The sequence below is a fragment of the Pseudarthrobacter sp. NPDC092419 genome, from assembly GCF_044755045.1.
In the GTDB taxonomy this organism is placed as follows: domain Bacteria; phylum Actinomycetota; class Actinomycetes; order Actinomycetales; family Micrococcaceae; genus Arthrobacter.
In genome coordinates this window covers 29659-56106 of sequence record NZ_JBIVQF010000006.1, presented here as the reverse complement: position 1 = coordinate 56106, position 26448 = coordinate 29659, and the positions used below count along the sequence as shown (strand labels likewise).

20 protein-coding genes and 1 pseudogene are annotated in these 26448 nt (G+C 63.1%); 7 read left to right on the top strand and 14 right to left on the bottom strand.

The annotated features are described in order from the left end of the window. Positions 1-10 precede the first annotated feature (10 nt). From ACIQC0_RS10990 to ACIQC0_RS10970, 5 genes are read right to left on the bottom strand one after another with little or no spacing between them, the layout of a single operon-like run. A complete protein-coding gene (locus ACIQC0_RS10990) occupies positions 11-1951 on the bottom strand; it encodes a penicillin-binding transpeptidase domain-containing protein (protein WP_400534893.1) in 1941 nt (646 codons plus the stop codon). Between the two features lie 41 nt (positions 1952-1992). Continuing rightward, positions 1993-3438, bottom strand: a complete 1446-nt coding sequence (locus ACIQC0_RS10985; protein ID WP_400534891.1) for a phytoene desaturase family protein — start codon at positions 3436-3438, stop codon at positions 1993-1995. Next, complete coding sequence (locus ACIQC0_RS10980; RefSeq protein WP_400534889.1) at positions 3431-4876, bottom strand: glycosyltransferase family 87 protein; 1446 nt, start codon at positions 4874-4876, stop codon at positions 3431-3433. Before ACIQC0_RS10980 ends, ACIQC0_RS10985 begins: the two co-directional genes overlap by 8 nt. 34 nt (positions 4877-4910) lie before the next feature. Next, the gene (locus ACIQC0_RS10975; RefSeq protein ID WP_377216359.1) at positions 4911-5495 is read right to left on the bottom strand and encodes a histidine phosphatase family protein; all 585 of its coding nucleotides are present in this window, start codon (positions 5493-5495) and stop codon (positions 4911-4913) included. After that, the gene (locus ACIQC0_RS10970; RefSeq protein ID WP_400534887.1) at positions 5492-7000 is read right to left on the bottom strand and encodes a CCA tRNA nucleotidyltransferase; all 1509 of its coding nucleotides are present in this window, start codon (positions 6998-7000) and stop codon (positions 5492-5494) included. Before ACIQC0_RS10970 ends, ACIQC0_RS10975 begins: the two co-directional genes overlap by 4 nt. 207 nt (positions 7001-7207) lie before the next feature. On the opposite strand from ACIQC0_RS10970, the gene ACIQC0_RS10965 reads away from it, so the two are divergent. The 5 genes from ACIQC0_RS10965 to trxA all read left to right on the top strand — a co-directional run bounded on the left by ACIQC0_RS10965 (position 7208) and on the right by trxA (position 13105). Continuing rightward, the gene (locus tag ACIQC0_RS10965) at positions 7208-7708 is read left to right on the top strand and encodes an NUDIX hydrolase (protein ID WP_377216402.1); all 501 of its coding nucleotides are present in this window, start codon (positions 7208-7210) and stop codon (positions 7706-7708) included. Between the two features lie 60 nt (positions 7709-7768). After that, positions 7769-9940, top strand: coding sequence for a murein biosynthesis integral membrane protein MurJ (gene murJ, locus ACIQC0_RS10960; RefSeq protein WP_400534885.1), 2172 nt, complete (start codon positions 7769-7771; stop codon positions 9938-9940). 155 nt (positions 9941-10095) lie between these two features. Further along, complete coding sequence (locus tag ACIQC0_RS10955) at positions 10096-11631, top strand: ABC transporter substrate-binding protein (protein WP_400534883.1); 1536 nt, start codon at positions 10096-10098, stop codon at positions 11629-11631. 154 nt (positions 11632-11785) lie between these two features. Beyond that, the gene (trxB, locus tag ACIQC0_RS10950; protein WP_400534881.1) at positions 11786-12742 is read left to right on the top strand and encodes a thioredoxin-disulfide reductase; all 957 of its coding nucleotides are present in this window, start codon (positions 11786-11788) and stop codon (positions 12740-12742) included. A 36-nt stretch (positions 12743-12778) separates the two neighbouring features. Further along, positions 12779-13105: a thioredoxin gene (trxA, locus tag ACIQC0_RS10945; RefSeq protein ID WP_377216364.1), complete on the top strand. Its 327-nt coding sequence runs from the start codon at positions 12779-12781 to the stop codon at positions 13103-13105. Between the two features lie 2482 nt (positions 13106-15587). Here trxA and ACIQC0_RS10940 read toward each other — a convergent pair. The 9 genes and pseudogenes from ACIQC0_RS10940 to rpmH form a co-directional block, all read right to left on the bottom strand. Next, positions 15588-16223, bottom strand: a pseudogene (locus tag ACIQC0_RS10940) (helix-turn-helix domain-containing protein); the annotation flags it as partial. Positions 16224-17132: 909 nt separating this feature from the next. Then, positions 17133-18431 carry a ParB/RepB/Spo0J family partition protein gene (locus ACIQC0_RS10935; RefSeq protein ID WP_377216365.1) on the bottom strand — a complete coding sequence of 433 codons (1299 nt, stop codon included), beginning with the start codon at positions 18429-18431 and terminating at the stop codon, positions 17133-17135. 65 nt (positions 18432-18496) lie between these two features. Next, a complete protein-coding gene (locus ACIQC0_RS10930; protein WP_400534879.1) occupies positions 18497-19564 on the bottom strand; it encodes a ParA family protein in 1068 nt (355 codons plus the stop codon). A 90-nt stretch (positions 19565-19654) separates the two neighbouring features. Next, on the bottom strand, positions 19655-20305 hold the full coding sequence (rsmG, locus tag ACIQC0_RS10925) for a 16S rRNA (guanine(527)-N(7))-methyltransferase RsmG (RefSeq protein WP_377216367.1): 651 nt from the start codon (positions 20303-20305) through the stop codon (positions 19655-19657). 21 nt (positions 20306-20326) lie between these two features. Continuing rightward, positions 20327-20896 (bottom strand): protein jag, encoded by a 570-nt coding sequence (locus ACIQC0_RS10920; RefSeq protein WP_377216368.1) that lies wholly within the window; start codon positions 20894-20896, stop codon positions 20327-20329. Continuing rightward, complete coding sequence (gene yidC, locus ACIQC0_RS10915) at positions 20896-21867, bottom strand: membrane protein insertase YidC (RefSeq protein WP_377216369.1); 972 nt, start codon at positions 21865-21867, stop codon at positions 20896-20898. Before yidC ends, ACIQC0_RS10920 begins: the two co-directional genes overlap by 1 nt. A 15-nt stretch (positions 21868-21882) precedes the next feature. Continuing rightward, positions 21883-22278 (bottom strand): membrane protein insertion efficiency factor YidD, encoded by a 396-nt coding sequence (yidD, locus tag ACIQC0_RS10910; RefSeq protein WP_400534876.1) that lies wholly within the window; start codon positions 22276-22278, stop codon positions 21883-21885. After that, a complete protein-coding gene (gene rnpA / locus ACIQC0_RS10905) occupies positions 22271-22678 on the bottom strand; it encodes a ribonuclease P protein component (protein WP_377216371.1) in 408 nt (135 codons plus the stop codon). Before rnpA ends, yidD begins: the two co-directional genes overlap by 8 nt. Before the next feature lie 40 nt (positions 22679-22718). Further along, a complete protein-coding gene (gene rpmH, locus ACIQC0_RS10900) occupies positions 22719-22856 on the bottom strand; it encodes a 50S ribosomal protein L34 (RefSeq protein WP_003800212.1) in 138 nt (45 codons plus the stop codon). 469 nt (positions 22857-23325) lie between these two features. Here rpmH and dnaA point away from each other — a divergent pair, with 469 nt between their 5' ends. Then, positions 23326-24747, top strand: a complete 1422-nt coding sequence (gene dnaA / locus ACIQC0_RS10895) for a chromosomal replication initiator protein DnaA (RefSeq protein ID WP_377216372.1) — start codon at positions 23326-23328, stop codon at positions 24745-24747. Between the two features lie 538 nt (positions 24748-25285). Continuing rightward, entirely contained in the window at positions 25286-26410 is a 1125-nt protein-coding gene (dnaN, locus tag ACIQC0_RS10890) for a DNA polymerase III subunit beta (protein ID WP_377216373.1), read from the top strand. Positions 26411-26448 lie beyond the last annotated feature (38 nt).

The window sequence follows — 26448 nt, the reverse complement described above, 5'->3', positions numbered from 1 at the left end:
GGGGAGGGGCTTAGCCGGCGGCTGTGAGGAACTGCTTCAACAGCGGGCCGGAGGTCGTGGCGCCCAGGCCGCCGTCTTCCACGAACACGGCGACGGCGAGGTCTCCCTGCACCGCCACGATCCAGGCATGCGTCTTGGGCGGGTTTTCGTCACCGAATTCCGCGGTTCCCGTCTTGGCGCCCACCGGCTTCCCGGAAACCTCAGCCAGGAAGCCGGCATGGCCCGAAGTGACAACGGCCCGCATCATGTCGGCTAGCAGCGCAGCTTCCTTGGCTGTCACCGGCTCACCCGCGGCAGCGGGTGAGAGCGACGGCGCAGCCGACGCCGTGGCATCGGGTGCGTTCGCGATGACCAGCTGCGGGGAAACCGGGGCGCCCTTGGCCACCGAGCCCGCCATCACGGCCGCGGCCAGTGGCGACAAGAGAACCTTGCCCTGCCCGATCATGGACGCCGCATGTTCCGTTCCTGCGGCCTCGCCAGGCACCGAACCCAGGAAGGCGTCCGCACCGAGCGAGGGCGCGTCCACCGCAATGCCCAGCGCCGTCGCCGCGGCCTCCAGCTGGTCCTGGGACACGGAATCGCGCGCGGCGATGAACGCCGTATTGCAGGAATGCGCGAACGCGTCCCGGAGGGTGACGGATCCCAGCGAACCTTCCGGATAGCCTTCTGAATTCTTGAAACGGCGGCCGTCCACGGTCAGCGTCGGGGTGCACTGGACCTTGGAATCCGGCGTGAATCCATTGCGGAACATGGCCAGCGAGTCCACGATTTTGAAGATCGAGCCCGGGGCGTATTGCCCCAGCATCGCCGTGTTGTATCCATTGCTGCCGGGGCCTGAGGCAGCAGCAAGGACGGCTCCGGTGGAGGGCCGCAGCGCAACGATAGCGGAGGCCGGGCCCACCTTTTCCAGGGTTGTCTCGGCGAGCGTCTGCAAGGTGGGATCCAACGTGGTCTTCAGGGGCTCGCCGGGAGTCGGTTCCACCTCGAACAGGACCCGCCGCGGGTCGTTGCCGGAGGACTCGATTTCCTCCCGCGTCAGGTCTGCCCGCTGAGCCCGGATGACGACGGCGTCAGCTCCCCTCAGCTGTTCGTCATACCTTTGCTGGAGGCCCCCTTTGCCGATGACGTCCCCGGCTGTCAGGGCGCCTTCGGATGCCTCGATCTCTTCTGCGGACACCTCGCCCACCGTGCCGAGCACAGCGCGGGCGAAGGTCCGGGTCGGTGCCAGCGGAATCGAGTCGGGAATGGCTCGTGCTCCGGGGACCGCCGTGATCTCCTGGTCCGTGATGGTGCGGCCGTCCTGGCGCAACGTGATGGCCCGGACAAATGCCTCGGGGCCGGCAGCCTCCACCTGCTTCGCGTAGTCGCCGGGGTCCACACCCACGAGCGCGGCCAGTTTGGCGGCTGACGCCGCCGGATCCGCCGTGCCAAGGCGCGGTTTGTCGATGCCGATGTTGACGACCGGTCGGTAGGTGACCAGGGGCGCGTCACCGGCGCCGAGGATGTCTGCCCGGGGCGGTGTCCTGGTGCCCTTGGTGAGGATCTCGCTGTCTGCCAGTCCGGGAGCAAGGGTGCCCGGATCCCAGACAGCCAGCCACTCGCCGTCGGACTTCTTGAAGTTCACCGTTGAGGAATATTTCCACTCTGCGTCTCCGAATTCCCAGGTGACGCTCATCGGCGCGGACGCCTTGTCTCCGTCCAGGGCCAGCTCCCCGGCCTCCACAGCCGGCCTTTGCGGCTCCAGGGCGGCGAAGACGGCTTGGAGCTGTTCGTTGGCGGCGCCAGCATCCTTGCCGTCGAACGCCACGGAGCTGACGTCAAGCGTGGCCAGAGCAGAGGCAAAGTTCTGTGCCGCGGCTTCGGCGTCGCCGCGGCCGTCATCGCAGGAAACCAGCGACGTTCCAAGAATGACGGCAGCGGCCCCGGCGGAAAGCTTTTGTTTTATCCCCATGGCGCCATTATCGCCTGTCCATCCGGAGCTTTACGCCAGCTTTACGCCTTAAGCCCGAGGTGTGGGACCTCCAGGCCAAATATGTCTTTCAGGGCATATCTTGCGGCATGAAGTCCGGGCATTCCCGTAACCCCGGGCCCAGGCGGCGTGGAGGACGAGCACAGATACAGGCCCTTGACGGGGGTCCGCCACGGAACCGGAGATACGACAGGACGCTGGACGAGCCCTCTGAGGTCCATGGCGCCCGCGGAAAAGTCGCCGCCCACGTAGTTTCGGTTGTACTCAGCCAGGCCCGCCGCGGTGACGACGTGCGATTCCAGCACCAGATCGCGAAAGCCCGGAGCGAAGCGCTCCAGCTGGGCAGTGACGGCCCCGGTCATGTCCCTGGTCGAACCGGCGGGAACGTGACAGTAGGTCCACAGCGTGTGCTTGCCGGCGGGGGCCCGGGAAGGATCGAAGCGGGACGGCTGTGCCACCAGAACGTAGGGCCTCTCCGGATGCCGCCCGGCGCTTACCTCATTCTCGGCGCGGGCAAGTTCAGCGCGGTTGCCTCCTACGTGGACCGTCCCGGCATCCGCCAGCTCCCTGGCCTGCCACGGAACGGGCCCCGCCAGGATGAAGTCCACTTTGCAGGACCCGCTTCCGTACCGGAACCGCTGGAGGGCGCGGCGGTAGCGGGGCGGCAGGGCGTCTCCGGCCATGGTCAACAGCCCCCGGGGAGCCACATCCAGCAGGGTCGCGCGGGCGCGCGGTAATTGCTCCAGCCGGTCGATGGGTGTGCCCGTGTGGATCAAGCCGCCGTGGTCGATGATGTCCCGGGCCAGGGCACCGGCAATCGAGGCAGAGCCGCCGAGAGGGATCGGCCAGCCCTTCGCATGTCCCAGGGCGCCGAGCATCAGCCCTGCTGCGGATGAAGCCAGCGAGGGCAGGTGCGAGACAGCATGCGCGGCTACCCCGCTGAGCATGGCCGGCGCCGCTTCTTCACGGAACCGGATGTTCCACAGCCCGGTTCCCTGCTCCAGCGTCCTCAGCCCGAAGATGCCAGCCGCGATGGGAGTCCTGGGTACCCGCAACAGCTGGTTCTGCGTGAAATCCATGATGCCGCCAACGTGGCGTACCAGCGGGGCCATCAGCCGCCGGTAGGCGGCCCCGTCCCTGCCCAGTTCGGCAGCGGTCCGCTCCAATGACGTGTAGGACAGCGCGGCCCGGCCACCATCGAGGGGCGAGCCATAAGACACGTCCGGCGTAATCAGCTCCAGCCTGCGGTTCAGCTCGAAGGCACGGAAGAACGGAGACGCCACCGCCATGGGATGCACTGCCGAGCAGACGTCATGGAAATACCCCGGGCGCATCAGCTCCGTGGTCCGTGTCCCGCCCCCAATGGCCCCCGATGCCTCGAAAACTTCGACGGACAGCCCGGCCCGCGCCATGACGGCAGCTGCGGCAAGACCGTTGGGACCTGCTCCAACAACGGCGACGTCAGGCATCGGCACCCGCCTCCGTGCGCTTGCGTGGCCGGCCCAGCCGGAATGCGTCGGACGCCCCGTTGAACGGTCCGCCGGGTGGATCATCCGCATGCTGCCGCCGGACCGGATCCCGCCGAGGATCATAGATATCCCCCGCCACGCGAACCATCAGATATGCCACCGCGAGCATACGTACGACGACGGCGAGGACGTAGTAGGGCATGTCCAGGTTGTGCTGGGTTGAGCCTGCACTGGTCACCTGACCAAGGTACATCCAGACGGCCGCCCAGTGGAGGCCCTCGATTCCCTGCCACGCCAGAAATTCGCGCCACCGTGGCAGGGCCAGGGCGAACAGCGGAACCAGCCACACGACGTACTGCGGCGAATAGGTCTTGCCGGTAAGAATGAACGCCGCCACCAGCAGGAAGAGCAGTTGTGCCAGCCGGGGTCGGCGTGGCGCTGAGAGCGCCACCAGTGCAATCGCGGCGCAGGCCAGGAAGAACAGCCCGGAGGACAACACGTCGACGGATTCGGGGCTCAGGGTAGGCCGGTTGAGCCGTTCCGCCAGCAGGTTATAGGCAAACCAGAGCGAGCCGTAGCTGGCCTCCCGGTCCGCCAGGAAGTCGAAGTAGTGCCCCCAGCCGGCCCGGTTGGCCACCATGAGCGGAAGGTTCACGGCCAGCCACCCTGCAGCCGCCGCCACTGCGGTCACGCCAAGCGGCCGGTAACGTCCGGTGCGCACGGCCAGCAGCGCAACGGCCACGAGGAACAACAGCGGATACAGGTTGGTGGCCACAGCGAGTCCCACCAGCAGTCCGGACGCCACCAACCGCCCCGTGGCGAAGAAGTACATCCCCACAGCCAGCAGGGCCACGGTCCACAGGTCCCAGTTGATGGTTCCCGCCAGGATAATGCCCGGCGAGAGGGCCACGAAGGCTGCGTCCCACGGGCGGCGCCCCGCCAGCCGGGCCGTCGCAAGGACAGCCACCATGGCTGCGCCGGCCAGGAGCACGGCGTTGAGGTCGAAGTAGGCCAGTATCCGGGGGTCCGTCGCACCGGAGCCCGGTACCAGCAAGGCGGTGATCCCGGCGATGAGCGCGGTCAATGCCGGGTACTCGAACTGGCCGGCGGCAACCGGGAACACCCCGTCCGCCAGCCCCCGGCTGCGGAATAGGTCCGGGAGGTCCGAATAGCAGGTGGAATAGAACTGCGAGGGCGTGTCCCAGCCGTTGGCCCGGCAGTAGCCCTTGAGCAGGAGTCCTGCGAAAGCGGCCAGGACGGTCATCAGGATCAGCACGCGTTCCACGCTGAAAACGCCGGGGGAGACCACCCCCGGCTCGGCACGGGTTCCCAACGGCCCGCCGACCACTTCCGTGAAGTTCCGCAGCAGGTGGTCGCTGCGGCTGGGCACCACCAACCGGGCGTGCGGCGGGTGCTTCTGCGGCTGCGTCTCCTGCATGGCTTCGACCTTACCCGGGGAGGTTACCGGACGGTTACAGTCCCCACCGGACGATGGCGGGTGTCCGCTTGTCCCAGCCCAGCGTGCAGATCTTTGCCGTCCCCAGGATGAAGTGGCGGCCTTCCACCGCGGGCAGTTCGAGCCAGCGCGCGGTCAGGATCCTGGAGAAGTGCCCGTGGGCCACGATCAGCACGTTGTCCATCCCGGACTCCAGCACCCGCGCGATGATCTTGTCCGCCCGCGCGGCAACCTCGTCCAGGGTTTCACCGTTGGGCACCCCGTCGGTCCAGATCAAATAATCGGGGTTGTCCTTGCGGATAAGGTCCGAGCTGATGCCCTCATATTCACCGTAGTTCCATTCCACGGCGAGCGGCTCGTGCCGGGCATCGGGGAACCCTGCCAGCTCAGCCGTACGGCGTGCCCGGCGCAGCGGCGAGGTGAGCACCAGGTCAAAGTCCACCGTGTCCAACAGTTTGCGCGCTTCGACGGCCTGCTGCTCGCCCTCAACGGTCAGCGGCAGGTCGGTCAGGCCCGTGTACTGGCCGCTTTTGGACCATTCGGTTTCGCCGTGGCGCAGGATCCACAGCTGGGGGCGGGGGGCAAGGGCGGGACTGGTCATGGGGACTCCTCTGACGGGGAACGGTCGACGGCGGCCGGCGGCGTTTCCGCCCTGGTTTCGGCAGGTGCGGATTCAGGTTGTTCCGCCCACCAGCGCAAGAGCTTCGCCTCGGCTTCCGCGGCGGGCAACGGGCCGTGTTCCATCCGCTCATTCAGGAGGAACTTGTAGGCGCGCCCCACCACCGGGCCGGGCTTGATGTCCAGGAGGGCCATGATGCGGGCCCCGTCCAGGTCGGGGCGGACCGCGTCCAGGGATTCCTGTTCGCGGATGGCGGCTATCCGGGCCTCGAGGTCGTCGTACGCGAACGCCAGCCGTTCGGCCTTCCGCTGGTTTCGGGTGGTGACGTCGGAGCGGGTAAGCCGGTGCAGCCTCTCCAGGAGCGGTCCGGCGTCCGTGACGTAGCGGCGCACGGCGGAGTCGCTCCAGCCGGCGTCGCCATATCCGTAGAAGCGCATATGCAGTTCCACCAGCCTGGCCACCGCCTTGGTAGTGTCCTTGTCGAACCTCAGGGCTTTCATGCGCTTCGAGGTAAGTTTCGCGCCCACCATGTCGTGGTGGCGGAAGCTCACCGCGCCGCCCGGTTCGAAGCGCCGCGTGGCCGGCTTGCCGACGTCGTGCATTAATGCAGCAAAACGCAAGACGAAATCCGGACCCGGGACGGGGCCATCCGCGTCGGTTTCGAGTTCGGCGGCCTGTTCCAGGACCTGCAGTGAGTGCTGGTAGACGTCCTTGTGCCGGTGGTGTTCGTCCGATTCCAGCCGCAGGGCGGACACCTCCGGCAGCACGTGATCCGCCAGGCCGGTGTCCACCAGGAGGTCCACGCCGACGCGGGGGTGGGCCCCGCAGATCAGTTTAACCAGTTCTTCCCGGACACGTTCGGCGGAGATGATGTTGATCCGTTCGGCCATCTGTTCCATGGCGGAACGGACGTCCGGGTGCACCGAAACGCCCAGCTGCGCGGCAAACCGGGCGGCGCGCATCATGCGCAGCGGATCATCGGAGAATGATGCTTCCGGGGCGCCGGGCGTGGACAGGACCGAAGCGTGCAGGTCGCGGACCCCGCCGAAGGGGTCCACCAGTTCCAGAGACGGCAGCTTCAGCGCCATCGCGTTGATGGTGAAATCCCGGCGGAGCAGGTCATCGGTGAGCGAGGATCCAAAGGCCACCACCGGTTTGCGGGAGTCGGGGTCGTAGGCCTCGGCGCGGTAGGTGGTGATCTCGATCTGGAAGCCGGCCTTGCGCATGCCGATGGTCCCGAAGGCGCGGCCGATCTCCCAGAAGTTGTCAGCCCACTTCTTGATCAGCGCGACGGTCTGGTCCGGCGTCGCGTCCGTAGTGAAGTCCAGGTCCGGGGAGGTGCGGCCCAGGAAAAGGTCACGCACAGGCCCGCCCACCAGGGACAGCTCGTGCCCAGCATCCACGAAACGCTGGCCGAGCTCCAGGACCACCGGGTCCACCTGGAAATCGACGGTGTGGGATTCAATCTTGTGATGTGCGTGCGCCATAGTTACTTAAGCTTGTCAGAAACCGCGCGCCCGTCAGGCCAAAATGCGCGGAAGATCCTCTCTTATCCGCCCGGCCCCGGCGGCTGGCGTCATATGCCGTCCATGTTGGTGTCATGTTCCGGTCATCACGAACGGGCAACAGTCGTTAGAGTGGACTGCATGGCCCATCCAGTACCGAGCGCTCCAGGCAGGAGGACAAACGCACCGTTGCCGTCGGCAATCGGGGCGCATGTCGCCCCTGCTCCGCACTCGGCGCCGGCGTCGCTGCCGACGGTGGAGGAAGTTTCGGCCGGCGGCGTCGTGGTTGACGCGTCCGACGCCGAACTGCGCGTTGCGATTATTGCCCGCTTCAACCGCGGTGGGCGGCTCGAATGGTGCCTGCCGAAGGGCCATCCGGAGGGCAAGGAGACGAACGAGCAGGCTGCGGTCCGCGAAATTGCCGAGGAAACCGGCATTGAGGGCGACATCCTGGCGCCGCTGGGCAGTATCGATTACTGGTTCACGGTCAGCGGCCACCGCGTCCACAAGACCGTGCACCACTACCTGCTGCGCGCCACCGGCGGCGAACTCACCATCGAGAACGATCCCGACCAGGAAGCCGTGGATGTGGCCTGGGTGCCCATCCAGGAACTCGCACGGAAACTGTCCTTCCCCAACGAGCGGCGCATCGCGGATCTGGCCAGGGAAGTCCTCCCCGGCCACCTCTAGGCCCGCCGGCCTCCGTGCCCGTTGCGGTGTTAATCGCCGCCGGGTGAGACGATGAAGTCGATGTCAGCTACCAACTCCTCCCCGGGCACCTCAGGAAACCCCGGCCCGGCTCCTCAGCCTGCGCCCCAGCCCGGCACAGCCAGCGAAACCCGTTCCAGTGCCATCATGGCTGCAGGTACGCTGGTGTCCCGTTTCCTGGGCTTTGGCAAGACGTGGATGCTTGGCACCGCTCTTGGCCTCGGTTCAACGGTCAATGACACGTTCATCAACGCCAACAACTTGCCCAACCTGATCTTTCTCCTGGTAGCCGGCGGCGTGTTCAACGCGGTCCTGGTACCCCAGATCATCAAAGCAAGCAAGGCCCCGGACAGGGGAGCGGACTACATCAGCCGCCTGCTGACTCTCGCCGTGCTGCTTCTGCTTGGACTCACGGCCCTGGTGACCCTCGCGGCGCCCTGGGTGATCGAACTGACCACGCAGGGTTATTCAGGCCAGCAGAAGGCCCTGGCGGTAACGTTCGCCTTCTGGTGCCTGCCACAGATCTTCTTCTATGGCCTGTACGCACTCCTCACCCAGGTCCTGAACGCCAACGGCGCCTTCGGTCCCGCCATGTGGGCACCCATCCTGAACAACCTGGTGGCCATCGCCGGGCTGGGCATGTTCATCTGGATCTTTGGCACCAACGAACTGTCGCCCCACACGCTGGACAACTGGGGTCCCACCCAGACCCTGTTCGTGGCCGGATTCTCCACCATCGGCGTTGTATCGCAGACCGCCATCCTCCTGATCCCCGTCTTCCGGCTACGGCTTGGACTCCGGCCGCGCTTCGGCTGGCGCGGAGTGGGACTGGGCCAGGCAGCGAAGCTGAGCGTCTGGACGCTGCTGACTGCCGCCGTCGGACAGCTGGCGTTCCTTTACGTCATGCGCATTGCCACCATCCCCGGTGCGGAGCGGCTTCGGCTGCAAAAGGCGGGGGACCCGGCCGCGGCCATGCTGCCCGGCAACGCCGTCCTCGAAGTCGCCAGCCAGCTGTACCTGCTGCCGCACTCCATCATTGCGCTCTCGCTGGCCACCGTCCTGTTCAACCGGATGACCCGCGCTTCCCAGGACGGAGACCGGGATGAGCTCCGGGACGCCCTGTCACACGGCCTGCGCACCATGGCGGTGGCCACCGTTTTCGGAGCGCTGGCGCTCTTTGCACTAGCCGGACCGCTGGGCATGTTCTTCTCCGGAGGCCTGCGGCAGGACGGCGTCATGCTGGCCCAGACGCTCACCATCCTGGCCCTAAGCACGCCGTTCATGAGCGCCAATTTCATGATGTCCCGCGTGTTCTACGCCAATGAGGACGCCCGCACCCCGTTCTACATCCAGCTGCTGCTGGCGCTGGTGTACGTTGCGGGCGCGTTTGCCATCCAGTTCCTGCCGGTGGACCAGATCATCTACGCCATCGCCGTCCTGTACATGGTGGGCAATGTCCTTTCCGTGATCATCAGCGCCATCTTCCTGCGGCGGCTCCTGGGGCACCTCGATGGTCCGCGGATTGCCAACTCGTATATCCGCATGGGCTACGCGGCACTGGGATCGGCCGTCGCCGGGGCCGGCGCACTCTGGCTCCTGGGCAGCTACAGCCCGGACGGGTTCGCCTGGCGCGACCGCATCACGGCGCTGGTCACAGTGATTGTGGTGGGCCCCGTCATGCTGGTGGCCTACCTCCTGCTCCTCAGGCTGTTCCGGGTTTCCGAGCTCCGGGATCTTCTCCGTCCGCTCCTGGGCCGGCTGGGCCGCGGTGGCGGGTCTGACGATGAGGACGGACAGCCCCCGCAGCCCCAGCCGCGGGATGGCTACCCCGGTGACCACGGCGGCAATACCCCGGACTCCGCGGAGGATGGGCGCGGCGGGGCTGGGACGCCGTCGTCGGGCGCCCCCAAGTACACCCCGGAGCGCGCCACCACGTCCGTCGACACCGGTCTCATTCCGCGGATTTCCGGAGAATTCGACGCCGTTTCGTTCCGTGCCGGGCCGGATCCGTCGCGTCGTTCGGCCCGTAGGAACGCTGACGACGGCGGCACGAACGTGCCGTCCAAGGGCCCCTACCTGCCGGCTGAGGACCAGCCGGGCACCGCCCGCGGCGGGCTGCTGCGCGAGCAGATCCCGCTGCCTGGCCGGCGTACCTTCCAGGGCAAAGCCGGAGAAAACCCGTATTTCAAGAATCGGCGGCCGCGTAAAAAGTGACGCAGGCGCACCTTCGCGCCCCGCTTCTTCAAGGCGGGGCAGGCTCGATCGGCTAGGATCGGAAAGGTACAGGGGGTAGTTGCAGTCGCAAAGCCGGCCGCTGGCCAGTCCGCGAATCAAATGCCGGCAATCCCGGACAGCATGAGGAGGAACACGTGTCCAACCCGATCGATGTCGGATCAGTACTGGGCGGCCGCTACAAGGTCACGGCCACCGTATTGACCTCGCACGACCACGATCTGGTGCTGGACGGTGTGGACCAGGTTCTGAACCGGCCTGTCAGCATCCTCGTTGCCGGCCCGGAAAACACCGAGCAGGTCGCCCAGAGCGCCCGGGAGGTGGCCACCGGTGAGCGTCCGGGATCAGTCCAGGTGCTTGACCTTGGCGTGACCGAGGATGCCACCTACCTGATCACCAACCACACCTCCGCGGCCGACCTGCTGGACCTGGTGGTTGCCGCCAATCCGCCGTACGTTGAACCGTTCTTCACCGACACCCTCGGCAGCGAGATCTTTGGCCAGGCACGCTCCAACGAACCGGAACCGTATGATGACGACGAAGACGTCGACGCCGGTTACATCGACTACTCCACTGGACAGCCGCGGCAGGTGAATCCTCCGCGGGTTCCGCAGCCGCGCATGTCGCCGGCCGTCCCGCCCAAACCTCCGGTACGTCCGACGGCGGCACCCGCCGCCGGTGGCGTCGCCGGTGGCGTCGCCGGTGCGGCCGGGGCCGCGGGAGCAGGAGCTGCCGCAGCTTCCGCCTCTGCCGGTGGCCGGCCCGATGCACACACCCGTCCCGTAGAGCGCGCGGACGTTCCCGCGGCCGGGCCCCGGGACGGTGACGCCGGGAAACCCAAGGTTTCACTGTGGTCCGATGAGGACTACGACCAGTCCGACGCACGGTACGAGGACGTGGATGACGAGCCGCAGGACCGGAAACGGCCCGGAATCCTTGCCCGGGCTGCTGCTCCGGCCGCTGCGGCGCGAGCAGCCTTTGCGAGCCAGGACGATTACGAGGATGACGAGCCGCAGCGTGAACCGCGTTCGATGCGTTGGCTGGTCGGGGGACTGCTCGCTGTTGTACTGATCGCCGGTCTCATTTTCGCCCTGACCAACCTGGGCGGGTTGTTCACTCCGGAACCTCGTGCTGTCGCACCCGCCACCACTTCAGGGGCCACAACGGGGGAGGGCTCGGCTTCGGCAACCGCAACCGAGGAACCCACCACTGCGGCGCCCGCCGTACCTCCTGCCATCGATTCCATCAGCCGTCAGGGCGACTTCGAGTTCGCAGCCAACTTCGACGGCGACCTCGTGAAGGCCTTCGACGGCAACGGCGCCAGCTACTGGTCCGACATGGAGTTCGCTACTGACTCCTGGGGCGGCCTGGCCCCCGACGGTGTGCCGCTGGTGGTCAAGCTCAAGAGTCCTGCGACGGTATCGTCCATCACGCTGACCCAACTCGGCGGATCGGGTGGAAACATCACCGTGTACACCAACGACCGGCCCTCCCTGGACGGTGCCAAGGCCGTTGGGACCAATAGCTTCACGTCCACCGATCTGAACATGCCCCTCGCCGAACCGGTGGAAGCACAGTATGTCATCGTGTCTATCAATTCCCTGCCCAAGCTCGCGGCGCCTAAGACCCGGTATGGTTACGGACTGCGACTCGCCGAGGTGAAGGTCCAGTAGTTTTCGGATAATACTGACTGAGCAGCCGTCCAACCCGCCAGGGCTGGACGGCTGCCCGCGAATGCACCCCGGAATAATCGGGGTGGGGTAATAGTTGTGCCATGTGGCCGGCCTCTAAAGGGAGGCGCGTCGAATAAGGAAGAGGTTCACGTCAGTGACCACTGCAGAAAACACCGCGTCTGAAGTACGTGATGTCATCATCGTCGGCTCAGGCCCGGCAGGTTACACGGCAGCCGTCTATACGGCCCGCGCCAACATGAAGCCGCTGCTGCTGGCAGGATCGGTCACTGCAGGTGGTGAACTCATGAACACCACTGATGTGGAGAACTACCCCGGTTTCCCCGAAGGCATCATGGGTCCGGACCTGATGGAGAACTTCGAGAAACAGGCCGTGCGCTTTGGGACGGAAATCCAGTTCGAGGACGTCACTGAGGTGGACCTCGCCGGACCCGTGAAGACAGTGACCATCGCTTCGGGGGAGACCTTCCAGGCGAAGGCCGTCATCCTCTCCACCGGCTCCGCATACCGCGAGCTGGGGCTGCCCAACGAGAAGCGCCTCTCTGGCCACGGTGTGAGCTGGTGCGCAACCTGCGATGGTTTCTTCTTTAAGGATCAAGACATTGCGGTTATTGGCGGCGGAGACTCCGCCATGGAAGAAGCACTCTTCCTCACGAAGTTCGCAAAATCTGTCACGGTGGTGCATCGCCGCGACACCCTCAAGGCCTCCAAGATTATGGCCGACCGCGCGCTAGCCCACGAGAAGATCAACTTTATCTGGAACAGCACCGTTGCGGACGTCCTCGGCGAGGACAAGGTTACCGGTTTGACGCTGAAAAATCTGGTGGACGGCACCACCATGATCCTGGACGTCACCGGTGTATTTGTCGCTATCGGCAACGATCCCCGGACCGACCTGGTGAAGGACGTACTGGACATCACGGCAGAGGGAACCATCGCTGTCCAGGGGAGGAGCTCCAGAACGAGCATTCCCGGGGTCTTCGCAGCCGGCGACGTGGTGGACCCCACCTATCGTCAGGCCATTACCGCAGCCGGGTCTGGTTGCGCCGCGGCCATCGACGTCGAACACTACTTGGCAGACCTTCCTGCCTAAGTCCTCCAAGACACCCTGAAGAGAAAGACAAAGGATATGAGCAACGCGAAAGACGTAACTGACGCAAGTTTTGGTACTGATGTCCTGTCGGCGGACAAGCCGGTCATCGTGGACTTCTGGGCCGAATGGTGTGGCCCCTGCCGCAAGCTGGGACCCATCCTGGACGAGATTTCGGTGGAATACTCCGAGAAGGTGGATGTCGTCAAGGTCAATGTTGACGACAACCCCTCGATCGCTGCGCAGTATGGAATCACCTCCATTCCCGCCGTTTACCTTTTCGAAGGCGGAGAAGTGAAGAACACGGTCATTGGCGCCAAGCCTAAGCAGTTCTTCGAGAAGGAGTTCGCGGACGTTCTGTCCTAACGGCCCAGTGTTCAGTTTTTAGGAGGTCACCAACCAAGCGGGTGGTGACCTCCTACATTTAAAGGCCGTACTGATTCTGTAAGGTCCAGAGAATGTCTTCGTTTCACGTGGAACACGTAGGCATCAGTCTCTCACCGGCAGCCTCCTCGGCGTTTCACGTGAAACATAGCGAACCCTGTTACACCGGCTGAACTGAAGCGACGTTAGCGTGAAATGGGTGGCAGCGGTACGTATTCCATGGCCAGCGTCCCTGGCAAACCCGGGCAATCTGTCTGAAGACGGTTTCTCATTTCCTGTCGACGCCTACATCGTGTTGACGAGAGTTGTGCCTCAGCTCGAATGACGCTGACCTTAATGAACGTGAAACCACGCCAGTTCAGAAACCGTTTTTTCTCAATTCAAGATTTGTTTTGCTCCCAGCGCATCAAACGCGGGCCGGGGTAGGCGCCTGCAGGATGATGCCTCGACGATGGGCAGCAACATCGCAGTTCCTGCCGTCGTAGGGTGCTCGAGCGCCACACCATAGTACGGGAGCCCTTTCGACTTCGGATGAAGGGAAAGTCTCAAGCACGCGCCAAGGCAGTGGTAGTTTCAAGAAACCACTACGAGAGCTCGGATGGCATCGGCCCTGCATGGATGCTGCAGCGGCGTCCCGTGGGTAGAACCGCGTGAACTACCGCGCCTCGCGATTCCATGGACAGAGCCGACCACCCGTTCGTTTCACGTGAAACATACCTACATCGGGTAGCGCCGGCGGGGACCTGGACGTCCGGTCTGGTGCCTACGTGAGCGCGCTGATCGGGCCCGCAGACGACTCACGTAAATAACGACCGGCTATCCTGCGGTCCTCCAAGTTGCACCTGACCGTGCATAACCAGATGTCATCGATGCGACCTTTGGGTCGAGCAGCGACAAGGCACAACCGAACACGAGCAGGGCCCCCGGGCTATCACGGCAACAACGTCTTTGAGGCTCGGGGGCGACCACCTACCAAACCCGCACTCGGCCAACAACAGGGTGGGTATTGGGAAAGGCAAGTTCGCCCTTCGGGTCGCGTCATCAGCCGCAGCACCGACGATCAACCGACCTCCGCGCAACGGCTCGATACACCGTACTGTTCTCGACAAGATACACCGTACTGTTCTCAGCAAGACGGCAAGCCTGACTGGCCGCACAGCAGGAAACGATCCACACGGGCGTCCCCGCCCTGCCTGCGGATTCCGGCAACGTACCTTCCAGTACCGCCGATGGACGTGGTAGCAGCCGAGCAGTCCCTTGGTCATCACCCCTACCCACGCCGCCCTGGCTATGACCGCCCTGAATTTCCGGCAGCCCAATCCGTGAGACCTTGCAGCGTTATCAAATAGGGAAGCGCGAACAGCAACTCATGGTCTGCCGCAGGTTGGCGCATACGACCATAACTCATACCTCCAGTGGCCGGAGAGGCGCGTCCCGCCTGGGCATGGCGCTAGGCGTGCGGCCGATGCAGAAGTCCGGAACTCTTGGACGCAAGCCTGCTGATATCCACAACTTATCCACACCACGCGAGCCGTTTTATGCACAAGTTTATCCACAGGCATAGAACGACGCGATCGTGCTCATACGTGGTCGTCCCGGGGCAGCGGAGCTGTCTGCGCACCGATCCTCGCGAATGCGCAGTCGCGCTTCACCGCGTGCCGCGTGGAGGAGGGGCCTCTACGGCAGGGGAAAGTTCACCAGAAGCGGCTGATTTGCCCCTCATGAGTCACTCAGAGACGTGTATGAGTGATTGGCCCCGACTGCACTTGTTTCACGTGAAACAGTAGGACGGAGATTATGGGCGGTGCCCGCGGTTCGGAGGTGCTTGGCTACCGGTACAGACGACGCATTGAATGGCGGCGAGGCCGACAGCTATGCACAGAGTTATCCACAGGCGCATCCACAAGCCCCGGATGGAAGGGGTGGTGGCGTGACACGCACGGGAGGAGCTAACTTATGGAACTATTCGCGCGCCCGTCTCGAGGCTGAAAGGATCATCCAAGTCAGGCTCATCTGTCACCGTGCAATCCGTCTGTAGCAACGTGCCTCGACGACCGTGCATCAATGATGTCGGCCACCAGAATTGGCCAAGCCAGCCGAGATTCCGCGATGCTAGCAAGAGACCCCAAGACACCCCGCATATGCCATCAGATGTTATCGGTCATGCGCGAAAAAGCGGTTCGTTCGGTAGGCTCGACGACGGTATCCAAGGGAAGCATTTCAGGGCGGTATTAGCAGCAACACAATATTCGGCGGACTCGTCCCCAACGTGTCGCAGCCCTTCCTTGTTTTTGCCCAGCAAGATATCCAGTCCATTTTTGATCGCCTTTCCCCGCGCTAACCACCCCGGTGACGAAGCGGGGTTTCACGTGAAACAGCTACCGGGCCGGAAAGTACTGTGAGTGCAGCAGGGGAGGAGCAGGCTAGCTGTATTGCCCTGAGAGGTTGGTGACGCGGCTGGCCGGTTGGCGCGCTGCCAAAAGGCTGCTGCTGTTTCCTTTGTCGCGTCAGTGAGGATCTCGGTGTAGGCCAAGCGGGAGTGGTCATCGACGGCGTTATGGAGGTAGTGGTAGCCGGGCCGGTGGTTGAATGGAGTCCTTGCTTTCTTCCGGCGCCCGCTGGCCCTGCCCAGGACACGGTGTCCGCGCCCGTCCGGGATCCGGCCGAGTTTCTTGATGTCGACATGGACCAGGTCCCCGGGCTTCTCGTGTTCGTAGCGGCGAATCACCCGCCCCGTGCCACGGTCAAGCCAAGCCAGTTTCGCCAGCCGGTATCGGGACAGGACCCGGTGCACCGTGGAGGGGTGGACGCCCAGCAGGTAACCGGTCCTGGCAGGGCCCCACCGGCGGTTCACGCGCAGGGCGATGATCCGCCGCTCCGTCCGCACTGCTGTCCGTCGGGGCGAGGAATGCGGGCGGCTGGAACGGTCCTCCATCCCAGCCGGGCCGTGCTCGCGGTAGCGCCGCGCCCAACGAGCAGCAGTCGGGACTGAGACCTGGAAGCGTTCCGCGGCCCGGCGCAGACTCCAACACTGATCAACGACACATTGCACAAGCTGCAAACGGCCACGAGGGGTCAGAAGAGCATTAGGATGGGACACGAAGACCTCCGTGCGTGGAATTGGACTCTAGACAAGCCCCACTCCACCCGGAGGTCTTCTTCATGTCACCAAACCACGCCGAGCGTCATCAACGTCCGTGGTCAATACAGCTAGCTGCGGCGTCTCCCATCACCCGCGGTCATTCGTCCTTGGGGAAGCTCGCGGGCCCAACAAGGGGGCCACTTCAGGAAGGGGAACCGCGCCAGACTGGTGAAATTTCTGACCTCCCCGTGAGTCCATCGCCCGCCAATGCGTTCAGTGGAATTCGGAACGGCACTTGGTCTTTGACCATCCGCCGAACGTGCAAAGCAGGTTCTCGGAGCCTGCACGTAGGTGTATTTCGACGTACTCAGGGCACCAGCGCTACCGAAAAGGGGAGCGACGATAGGCCTAGCCCATGGACAGAACCACCACAGTGAAAGCAATCGCATGTAGTGCGACGGCCACTGTATGGCGCCTGTCTAATCACAAATTTCACACCCCGGCGGCCGTGTTTCACGTGAAACAGCACGCCGGATCATCATGTCATCCGACAAAACGCCGTCTGTAAGAGGAGTTCGCAGCGCACTTCCCGAACGAGTGAACGGGCAGGAACCTAGTACTGCGGAGCTTCATAGGTGAACCAAGGAACGGAGACACCTGGCTCTTGAAGTGCGCTCACTTCCGGAGACTGTGCAGGCGCCTAAACAAAGCGCTGAGTTGTTTCACGTGAAACTGTCGTCTGAGAAACTCGCAGCGGGCCCGAGGGCTATGAGATTTGCGCGCTATCGTGAGATGAAGATCCAAAAGACCATCAAAGCTCCGGATCATGCAGCCCTGTCGGGCGACAATCGGGCATGGGCACGAACGCGAAAAAGCCCGGTCCCTAGGGACCGGGCCTTCCATGCGGGCACCGAGCAGGCCGAGAAACTAGTTGTTGGACCCCGGAGCGAGGACGTCCATGATGCGGTTCAAGTCTTCAACGCTGGCAAATTCGATGCTTACCTTGCCTTTTCGCACGCCCAAAGAAATCTTGACGTTCGTGTCCAGTCGATCGGACAACGAAGATGCCAGATAGTCCAAGCGTTCGTGTCGTGCCCCGGGCCGCGGAATGTTGTTCTTGGTTGCCTTCGCGGGATCCTGGTGCAGCGTCACGGCTTCCTCTGTGGCACGCACCGACATACCTTCTGCCACGATCTTCTGGGCCAGCTTTTCCATCGACGCAGCGTCGGGCAAGGACAGCAGAGCACGGGCGTGGCCGGCGGACAGGACACCTGCAGCCACCCGCCGCTGCACCAACGGAGGGAGCTTCAGGAGACGCAGCGTGTTAGAGACCTGTGGACGCGATCGGCCGATCCTGTCGGCCAACTGCTCATGGGTCGTACCGAAGTCTTCGAGGAGCTGCTGGTAAGCGGCCGCCTCTTCCAACGGATTCAGCTGGCTTCGGTGCAGATTCTCCAGCAGCGCGTCCCGCAGGAGGTCATCATCGGTCGTTTCCCGCACGATGGCCGGAATCGTTTCCAGACCTGCCGCCTGTACTGCGCGCCAGCGACGCTCACCCATGACCAGTTCGAAGGGTTCTCCACCGGTTTCCGTTGATTTACGGACTACGATTGGCTGGAGCACGCCAATTTCGCGGACAGAGTGCACCAGCTCAGCCATGTCATCTTCATCAAAGACGGAACGGGGCTGCTTGCGGTTCGGGTGGATGTCGGTGACTGGAATCTCCGCAAAGTGCACGCCGGGTACCTCTACGAGATCAACGCCGGTGTCCGCGCCGCTAAGGTCGTCACTGTCCTTTGCTGTCGATCCGGTGACAGACGCTGCTGAAGCCGGCTGGACTTCCATCCCAGGCTTTGCTTTCGCGTCCGGCGCCCCGGCGTCCTGCGCGGAGCCGGCGCCGGAATCGGCCGACCCTGCATCACGGGCGGCCGCAGGCTTCGCCTTAGCAGCTGTCCGGGACTTAGGAGCAGCAACTTTGGCGGCAGGAGCCTTGTCAGAAGGAACCTTGCTGGCACGCGGTGCTGAAGAATCGGAGCCGGACTCCGTCGGCTCAGGTGCGGGCCGTGCCTCGGCGGCTGCCGCCGGTTCAGACTTCTTCCGGCCTTCAGGGAAGAAGAGATCCACGGGACGCGACGCGGTGGCAGGAGCCGCAGCACCGTTACCGGCAGCGGAACTTGGAATCAGTGCGCCAAGACCGCGGCCCAGGCCCCGTCTCTTCTCACTCATGCAGTAATCCCCTCAGTGACGGAGCTAGGACATGCCAAGCTCCGGTCGTTGCAGTTTCCAAGATTCTAGCGCTCCGCTATTTCGGCAGCGGCTTCCAGATAGGACAGCGCGCCGCTGGAGGACGGGTCATAGGTCATGACGGTCTGCTGGTAGCTGGGTGCCTCAGAAATACGGACCGAACGCGGCACCACTGCGGAAAGGACCTTCTCCGGGAAGTGCTGGCGCACTTCGGCAGCAACCTGGGCAGCCAGATTTGTCCGTCCGTCGTACATGGTGAGCAAAATGGTTGAGACCTCCAGTTCGGCGTTAAGGTGCTTCTGGATCATCTCAATGTTCTTCAGGAGCTGGCTCAGACCTTCCAGGGCGTAGTACTCGCACTGGATAGGAATGAGGACTTCACCCGCGGCACAGAAGGCGTTAACTGTCAGGAGGCCAAGGCTCGGCGGGCAGTCGATGAAGATGTAGTCCAGCCGCTCTTCGCCGTTTTTCTCCCGCTCTTTGGCGTAGACGTCAATGGCCCGGCGCAGACGCTGTTCCCGGGCAACCAAGGACACAAGTTCAATCTCCGCCCCAGCCAAGTGGATGGTGGCGGGCGCGCAGACCAGGTTGGCGATATCTGGACACTGGGCGACGACATCAGCCAAAGGAACGTCATTGATCAGCACGTCATAAATGCTGTCCACATCGGCGTGGTGCTCGATGCCCAACGCAGTGGAGGCGTTTCCTTGGGGGTCGATATCAATGACCAATACATTCAGCCCGGCGGCAGCCAGGGCCGCAGCGATGTTAACCGTGGTGGTGGTCTTGCCTACACCGCCCTTCTGGTTGGAGACGGTGAAGACGCGGGTCTTCTCAGGGCGCGGGAGCCTGCGTCCCATCAGACGCTCCCGGCGGCGCGTTTCATGCGCAAGGTCACGGGCAATGGGGCTTGAGTCATCCATGGAATCCATAACGTTGGAGCGACCGGATGCGGTTGTTTCACGTGAAACGAGAGAGGCAGAAGCTACATCTTCAACCGGGTTCGGATGAATACCGGCACGAATAGACATACCGAAAGGACCAGCAGCTGAACGTGCAGACCCCAAGGACACAAACGGCGGGATCCGTTGTGCGGAGGCTTCGCTACTGGTCACTGGGGCACACTCACTCTCGTTCGGCCAATTATGATGCCGTTCTCTAGCCTAACGGTTCGGCCCGGTGGCCAATGGCCAACCGGCCCCTGCCTAGGCCTTCTTTTGGGACTTGTTTACGACGATGCGGACCACAGTGGTGGGCTCCTCGAGGAGTTCCGAGCCAACGATCACCACGGAGGTTTCAACGCCACCCAGTTTTCGGATGACCTTGGACGCTTTCTCGATTTCCTCCGCGGCGCTCCGGCCCTTAATAGCAACTACTTCGCCGTGCCCGCCAAGCAAGGGAATGGTCAGTCCGGCCAGGTTACTCAGGGCTGAAACCGCGCGTGCCGTTACAACGTCCGCGTCTACATGTCCCACGGCCAGTTCGGCCCGGGTGCGCATCACCGTCACGTTATCCAGGCCAAGGTCGTCAACCACTTCCTGCAGCCAGATCACCCGGCGTTCCAGTGGTTCAATCAGGGTCAGTTCCAAGTCCGGACGGGCAATCGCCAAACAGAGGCCCGGTAAGCCGGCGCCGCTTCCGACGTCGGCCACGTGGCTACCCTGGGCGATCTCACTTTCGATCACCGCGCAGTTCAGGACGTGGCGGCTCCACAGTCGGGGGATTTCCCGGGGGCCGATCAGCCCTCGCTCAGTCCCGGACGTGGCGAGATGTTCAACATAGCGCTTGGCGAGGTCCAACCGGTCCCCGAAAACCTTTTCAGCGGCCAGCGACTCAGCCGGCGTGATGTCAACCATGATTAGCGGATCCACAATTCCCTAGTCTGCGGATACAACGATGTGCCGTCCAGCGCCCTCGCCCTCGGACTCACTGACCAGGCCGAGGTCCGCCACGGCGTCATGAACGATCTTCCGCTCATAGGCGCTCATGGGCTCCAGGGCAACGGTTTCCCCGGTCTTCTTGACGGTTTCAACCGCTTCTTCGGCGATCTTCTGAAGGTGGCCGGTGCGCTCCTGGCGGTAGCCGTTGATGTCCAGGACCAGGCGCGAACGGTTATCCGTTGCGGAGAGTACGGCCAGGCGAGTTAGTTCCTGCAGGGCTTCCAGCACCTCGCCGTCTTCCCCAACCAAACCGTCCAACGCTGCAGATTCTTCTTCGGCCACAATCGAGATGTAGGTGCGTCCACTGCGCACTTCGATATCGATGTCGCCGTCAATATCGGCAATATCCAGGAGTTCTTCCAGGTAGTCGGCCGCGACGTCGCCCTCTTCTTCGAGGCGGCTGGACGCAGAACCCTTATTGTCTTCGTTGGCTGCAGCGTCCTCGAGGGTCTCGGCGTCCTCGAGGGTCTCCTGGGAAAGTGCCTGTTCGGTGCTCTCGGCTGACATTACTTCTTCTTCCTGTTCTTGCGCTGGGGCTGGACACGCTGGCCCTTGGGCTCAATGGGGGTTTCCACGACGTCGGCCGCGGTGTCCTTCTTACCGGTAAGGACGGAGAGGGGTGGAAGCCCCTTGGCGGCACGGCGCTCGGCGAGGGCCTTCGCTGCGGGGGATCCCGGCGTCGGCATGCGGCGGATGACGAAGAACTGCTGGCCCATAGTCCAAAGGTTGGTGGTGGTCCAGTAGATGAGGACACCGATGGGGAAATTGATGCCGCCCACACCGAAGACGATCGGCAGGATGTAGAGCATCATTTTCTGCTGCCGCATGAAAGGACTGGCCATGGCCTCTTCAGACATGTTCTTGGCCATGATCTGCTTCTGCGTGATGAACTGCGAAGCCGTCATGGCCAGGATCATGATGATCGAGAGGACCCACACCGCCACAACGTTGCCGCCCGGAGGCGTGCCGTGCAGCAGGGTCGCGGAGAGCGGCGCACCGAAAATGGTCGATTCGTCGAACTGCTCCACTTGCTGGTGGCTCATCGCACCGATGCCCTCGCCCTTGTCCCGGGCTGTGGAAATGCCGGAGAGCACCGTGAACAGCGCAAAGAAGAACGGCATCTGGATCAGCATGGGCAAGCAAGCGGAGAACGGGTTGGTGCCGTGCTTCTTGTACATGGCCATCTGTTCCTGCGCCATGGCCTGGCGGGACAGCTGGTCGGTCTTGCCCTTGTATTTGTCCTGGAGCTTCTTCAGGTCCGGCTGCAGCAGCTGCATGCCGCGCTGCGCCTTGATCTGCTTGACGAACACAGGGATCAGGGCGGCACGGATCACCAGCACCAGACCGATGATGGACAGCGTCCACGTCCAGCCCGATGCTTCCGGCAGCCCAATGGCCGTCAGTCCCTCGTGGAAGCCCACCATGATGATGGACACAAGCCACTTGAACGGAAACATGATTGTTTCAAAGAAGTCCATACTTATCCCTATTCGTCAGGCCGCACTGCGGCCTTCTTCATCAGTCCGAGCAGCCAGGTACTTATCCGGGTTGTTCAGCACAACAATTATGGGGGTGCGGCCGGCAGGCCATTCACGCGAACCGGCGGGGACGTGGTCCACACCGCCGGCATTCCAAGGGTGGCAGCGGCCCAGTCGGCGCACGGCCAGCCAGCTTCCCTTCACGGCACCATGGACGGTGACGGCTTCAAGCGCGTACGCCGAGCAGGAGGGAAAGAAACGGCACACCTGGCCGTACAGTGGCGATACCACTTTGCGGTATGCCTTCAGGAAAAGAATGAGGATGCTCCGGGGTACGTTCCAGAGGAAGCGTCCCAACGCCACAGCGGCACTGTGGAGGGAACGGACGACGGCGGCGCTTGCGTCAGGCACGCGGTGTCCCTTCCTGTGTAGTCCCGGCGGGGCCCGGATCGGCTGCCCGGGCACGGGCTGCCAGCCGGGCCACTGTCGAATCCAGTGCGGCGTTATAGTCTGCCAATAGCTGGGCCCAGCTGGCGGAGGCGGACGCAGGAAGCGCCCGGACAACGATGGCAAGGCCTGTACCGTACTCGCTCAGCGAGGCGGCACCGGCTTCGCGCAGTCTTCGTTTAACGAGATTCCTGACGACAGCGTTCCCAACACTCTTGGAAACGATGAACCCGATCCGGCTGGGCTCGTCGGCAGCGATGGCTGCCGCATATAACACTACGTTCCGGCGTCCATTGCGGACACCGGAACGTACAGTTGTTGAAAAATCGGCTGCAGTCCTCAGTCGGTTACGGGTGGCCAGCACCTTAAACTCGCAAAGAAATGTCTGCCGACAAGTCAGTTATTTATGCCGAAAGCTCGGTACGGCCCTTGCCACGACGGGCTGCCAGGATGGCGCGGCCGGCACGGGTACGCATACGAAGGCGGAAGCCGTGCTTCTTGGCTCGACGGCGGTTATTCGGCTGAAAAGTCCGCTTGCTCACGTTAGTTACTCCAGTGGATCAAAGGTGCGTCCACCCGATCAGTATGGGGAAGAACTGGCCGACGCTAAGTTTTGTATATGCACGCTTCCCCCGGCTGCCCAGACGCGGTGCGGCTGGGAGAATCAGATGGGGTCAAAAAGCGGACACAAAGGACTTCACAACGTTAGGGCAAATCAGGCGCCCCAGTCAAACCGGGCAGGTGCCGAAGAGCTGTCCACAGCTGTGCCTAACCTGCCCCGGCGACCTGTGGATGAAGTGGCTCACAGGGCCGTTTTCAGAACCACAACAGTGTAATTATCCACAACCAACTTCCCAGCTATCTTCTGGCCATTCCATCCCCTAGAGTGGCTCAGTAGCCGATTATCCACGGGCTGTGTATAACCTGTGGATTACCGGGGGACCGGCGCTCCGGTTCCCGGCATGGGGCTGCAGGCAATGCAGGCATAAGCAAGTTTGAGGGAACCCGTTGATGACAGTAGATGAAGCCAACCACGCCAATACTGTCGGAAGTTCATGGCGGCGGGTCATCAGCCTGCTGGAAGAGGACCACCGCGTCACGCCGCGGCAGCGTGGCTTCGTTATCCTGGCCCAGGCCCAGGGCCTGATTGGTTCTACCCTGCTGGTGGCCGTTCCCAACGAGTTGACCCGCGAAGTGCTCCAAACGCAGGTCAAGGACGCCCTGGACGACGCCCTCCACAGCGTATTCTCCGAAGATATCCGCTGCGCCATCGACGTCGACACTGATTTGGTGCCCGTGCACGCGGAGCCCGAACCCGTCGTCGAACCTTCCTTCCAGGGTGACCAGCCAATCGAGCAGAAGCCGCAGCCCATGCTGCCCAGCACCTCCCATGAATTTGGCCGGCTGAACCCCAAGTACGTGTTCGACACCTTCGTGATCGGTTCATCCAACCGCTTTGCGCACGCCGCCGCCGTTGCCGTTGCCGAAGCTCCAGCCAAGGCCTACAACCCGCTGTTCATATATGGCGACTCAGGCCTGGGAAAAACCCACCTGCTGCACGCCATCGGCCACTACGCCCGGCGCCTGTACAGCGGGATCCGCGTCCGGTACGTCAACTCCGAAGAGTTCACCAACGACTTCATCAACTCGATCCGCGATGACGAAGGCGCCAGCTTTAAAACCACCTACCGCAACGTGGATGTCCTGCTGATCGATGACATCCAGTTCCTGGCCGGCAAGGATCGGACGCTGGAGGAGTTCTTCCACACGTTCAACTCGCTGCATAACAACAACAAGCAGGTGGTCATCACCTCGGACCAGCCGCCCAAGCTGCTCGCCGGATTCGAGGACCGGATGAAGTCCCGCTTCGAGTGGGGCCTGCTGACGGACATCCAGCCCCCGGAGCTCGAAACCCGAATCGCCATTCTCCGCAAGAAGGCACTGAGTGAGGGGCTGTCCGCACCCGACGACGCGCTGGAGTACATCGCTTCCAAGATCTCCAGCAACATCCGCGAACTCGAAGGCGCCCTGATCCGTGTCACGGCGTTCGCCAGCCTGAACCGCCAGCCGGTCGATGTTGCCCTGGCCGAGATGGTGCTGAAGGACCTGATCACGGACGACGGCGCACAGGAAATCACGTCCGCCCAGATCCTGCAGCAGACTGCAGAGTACTTCAAGCTCAGCATGGACGAACTTTGCAGCAAGTCCCGTACCCGAACCCTGGTGACCGCACGGCAGATCGCCATGTACCTCTGCCGTGAACTGACGGACATGTCCCTGCCCAAGATCGGCCAGGAGCTCGGCGGCCGTGACCACACCACAGTCATCCACGCCGACCGGAAGATCCGCGAACTGATGGCGGAACGGCGTGTGATCTACAACCAGGTTACGGAGCTGACAAACCGGATCAAGCAGCAGCAGCGCGACTCCTGATCCGCCTGCTCCATACCTTATTAACAGGTGCATGTGGATAAGCCTGTGGATACTTAAGGGGACAACCGCGGTTAATGGGCTTAAAACCCTTAAGGCGTCTGTGGATCAGCAAAATCACGAAAAATCTTGTCCCCATCCACACCCTGTTTAAAACCAGGTCTGCCCACAGCCCATGAACAGGCCTTAACCGCCGGATCGCGGGCTGGAACAGGGTTATCCACAGTTTCCACAGCAGTTATTAACACTACTAATCCCAAAAAATTGAAATCCCTCAAACAACAAGATCGATCCGACTCACGCTCCATACGGGCCGGCCGGCCAACGGGCCGCCCTGATGCAATCCCGGGGATGGGTTAATCGCGGATCTTCCGGCTAAGCTGTCAGCAGCGCTCCCATCCTTGGGTTCCAGCCCGGTTCCGCACAGCGCGGACCATGCAAGTCCGGGGCGGGCGCTGCATCCTTGGCAGGGACTTCCTTCCTAGGGATCCCGGTATCACATGGCAGTTCAGATAGCAGCAATGAAAGGCGGCACCCTTCCGTGAAGTTCAGAGTCGATCGGGACGTCCTGGCAGAAGCCGTTACCTGGACAGCCCGGTCCTTGTCTCCGCGGCCGCCGGTTCCCGTCCTGTCGGGCCTCCTGCTCAAAGCCGAAGCCGGCACTGTCAGCCTCTCAAGCTTTGACTACGAAACCTCCGCACGACTGGAGATCGCTGCGGATATCCGGGACGAAGGCACCATCCTGGTTTCCGGCCGACTGCTCGCAGATATCTGCCGCAGCCTGCCCTCTGCCCCCGTCGATGTCGAAACCGACGGCAACAAGGTCACCCTGACGTGCCGGCGAAGCAGTTTCCATCTGGCCACCATGCCCGAGGCTGAGTACCCCCCGCTTCCTGCCCTACCGGCCATCAGCGGCACCGTCCCCGGAGATGCCTTCGCCCAGGCGGTCTCCCAGGTGATCATTGCCGCCAGCAAAGACGACACACTGCCCATCCTCACCGGCGTGCGGATGGAGATCGAAGACGACCTCATTACGCTCCTCGCAACGGACCGGTACCGGCTTGCCATGCGCGAAGTCCCCTGGAAGCCGGCAACTCCGGGTATTTCCACCAGCGCACTGGTCAAAGCGAAGACGCTCAACGAAGTAGCCAAGACCCTTGGCAACAGCGGTGATATCAACCTGGCGCTTTCGGATGACGACAGCCGGTTGATCGGTTTCGAAAGTGGCGGCCGCACCACCACCTCTCTGCTGGTGGACGGCGATTACCCCAAGATCCGTTCGCTGTTCCCGGACAGCACACCTATCCATGCCACGGTCCAGACCCAGGAACTCGTCGAAGCAGTACGCCGTGTGTCGCTCGTGGCTGAACGGAACACCCCGGTCCGCCTCGCCTTCACCGAAGGGCAGCTGAACCTGGACGCCGGCACCGGCGAGGACGCGCAGGCCTCCGAAGAACTCGAAGCCCAGCTTTCCGGTGAGGACATAACCGTCGCATTCAACCCCCACTACCTGGTGGAGGGCCTGAGCGTTATCGAAACCAAATTCGTCCGGTTCTCTTTCACCACCGCCCCGAAACCCGCGATGATCACGGCACAAACGGATGCGGACGGCGAGGACCAGGACGACTACCGCTACCTCGTCATGCCCGTCCGCCTGCCCAACTAATCCACACCGCCACCCTTCCCCAGCGCAGGAAAGAGGAT

Coding starts and splice junctions, on each gene's coding strand:
- ACIQC0_RS10970 (WP_400534887.1), bottom strand. CDS start 7,000: ATGGCGCACGCACATCACAAGATTGAATCCCACACCGTCGATTTCCAG.
- ACIQC0_RS10980 (WP_400534889.1), bottom strand. CDS start 4,876: ATGCAGGAGACGCAGCCGCAGAAGCACCCGCCGCACGCCCGGTTGGTG.
- ACIQC0_RS10985 (WP_400534891.1), bottom strand. CDS start 3,438: ATGCCTGACGTCGCCGTTGTTGGAGCAGGTCCCAACGGTCTTGCCGCA.
- murJ (WP_400534885.1), top strand. CDS start 7,769: ATGTCAGCTACCAACTCCTCCCCGGGCACCTCAGGAAACCCCGGCCCG.
- ACIQC0_RS10920 (WP_377216368.1), bottom strand. CDS start 20,896: ATGTCAGCCGAGAGCACCGAACAGGCACTTTCCCAGGAGACCCTCGAG.
- rsmG (WP_377216367.1), bottom strand. CDS start 20,305: ATGGTTGACATCACGCCGGCTGAGTCGCTGGCCGCTGAAAAGGTTTTC.
- trxA (WP_377216364.1), top strand. CDS start 12,779: ATGAGCAACGCGAAAGACGTAACTGACGCAAGTTTTGGTACTGATGTC.
- ACIQC0_RS10990 (WP_400534893.1), bottom strand. CDS start 1,951: ATGGGGATAAAACAAAAGCTTTCCGCCGGGGCCGCTGCCGTCATTCTT.
- yidC (WP_377216369.1), bottom strand. CDS start 21,867: ATGGACTTCTTTGAAACAATCATGTTTCCGTTCAAGTGGCTTGTGTCC.
- ACIQC0_RS10935 (WP_377216365.1), bottom strand. CDS start 18,431: ATGAGTGAGAAGAGACGGGGCCTGGGCCGCGGTCTTGGCGCACTGATT.
- dnaA (WP_377216372.1), top strand. CDS start 23,326: ATGACAGTAGATGAAGCCAACCACGCCAATACTGTCGGAAGTTCATGG.
- ACIQC0_RS10975 (WP_377216359.1), bottom strand. CDS start 5,495: ATGACCAGTCCCGCCCTTGCCCCCCGCCCCCAGCTGTGGATCCTGCGC.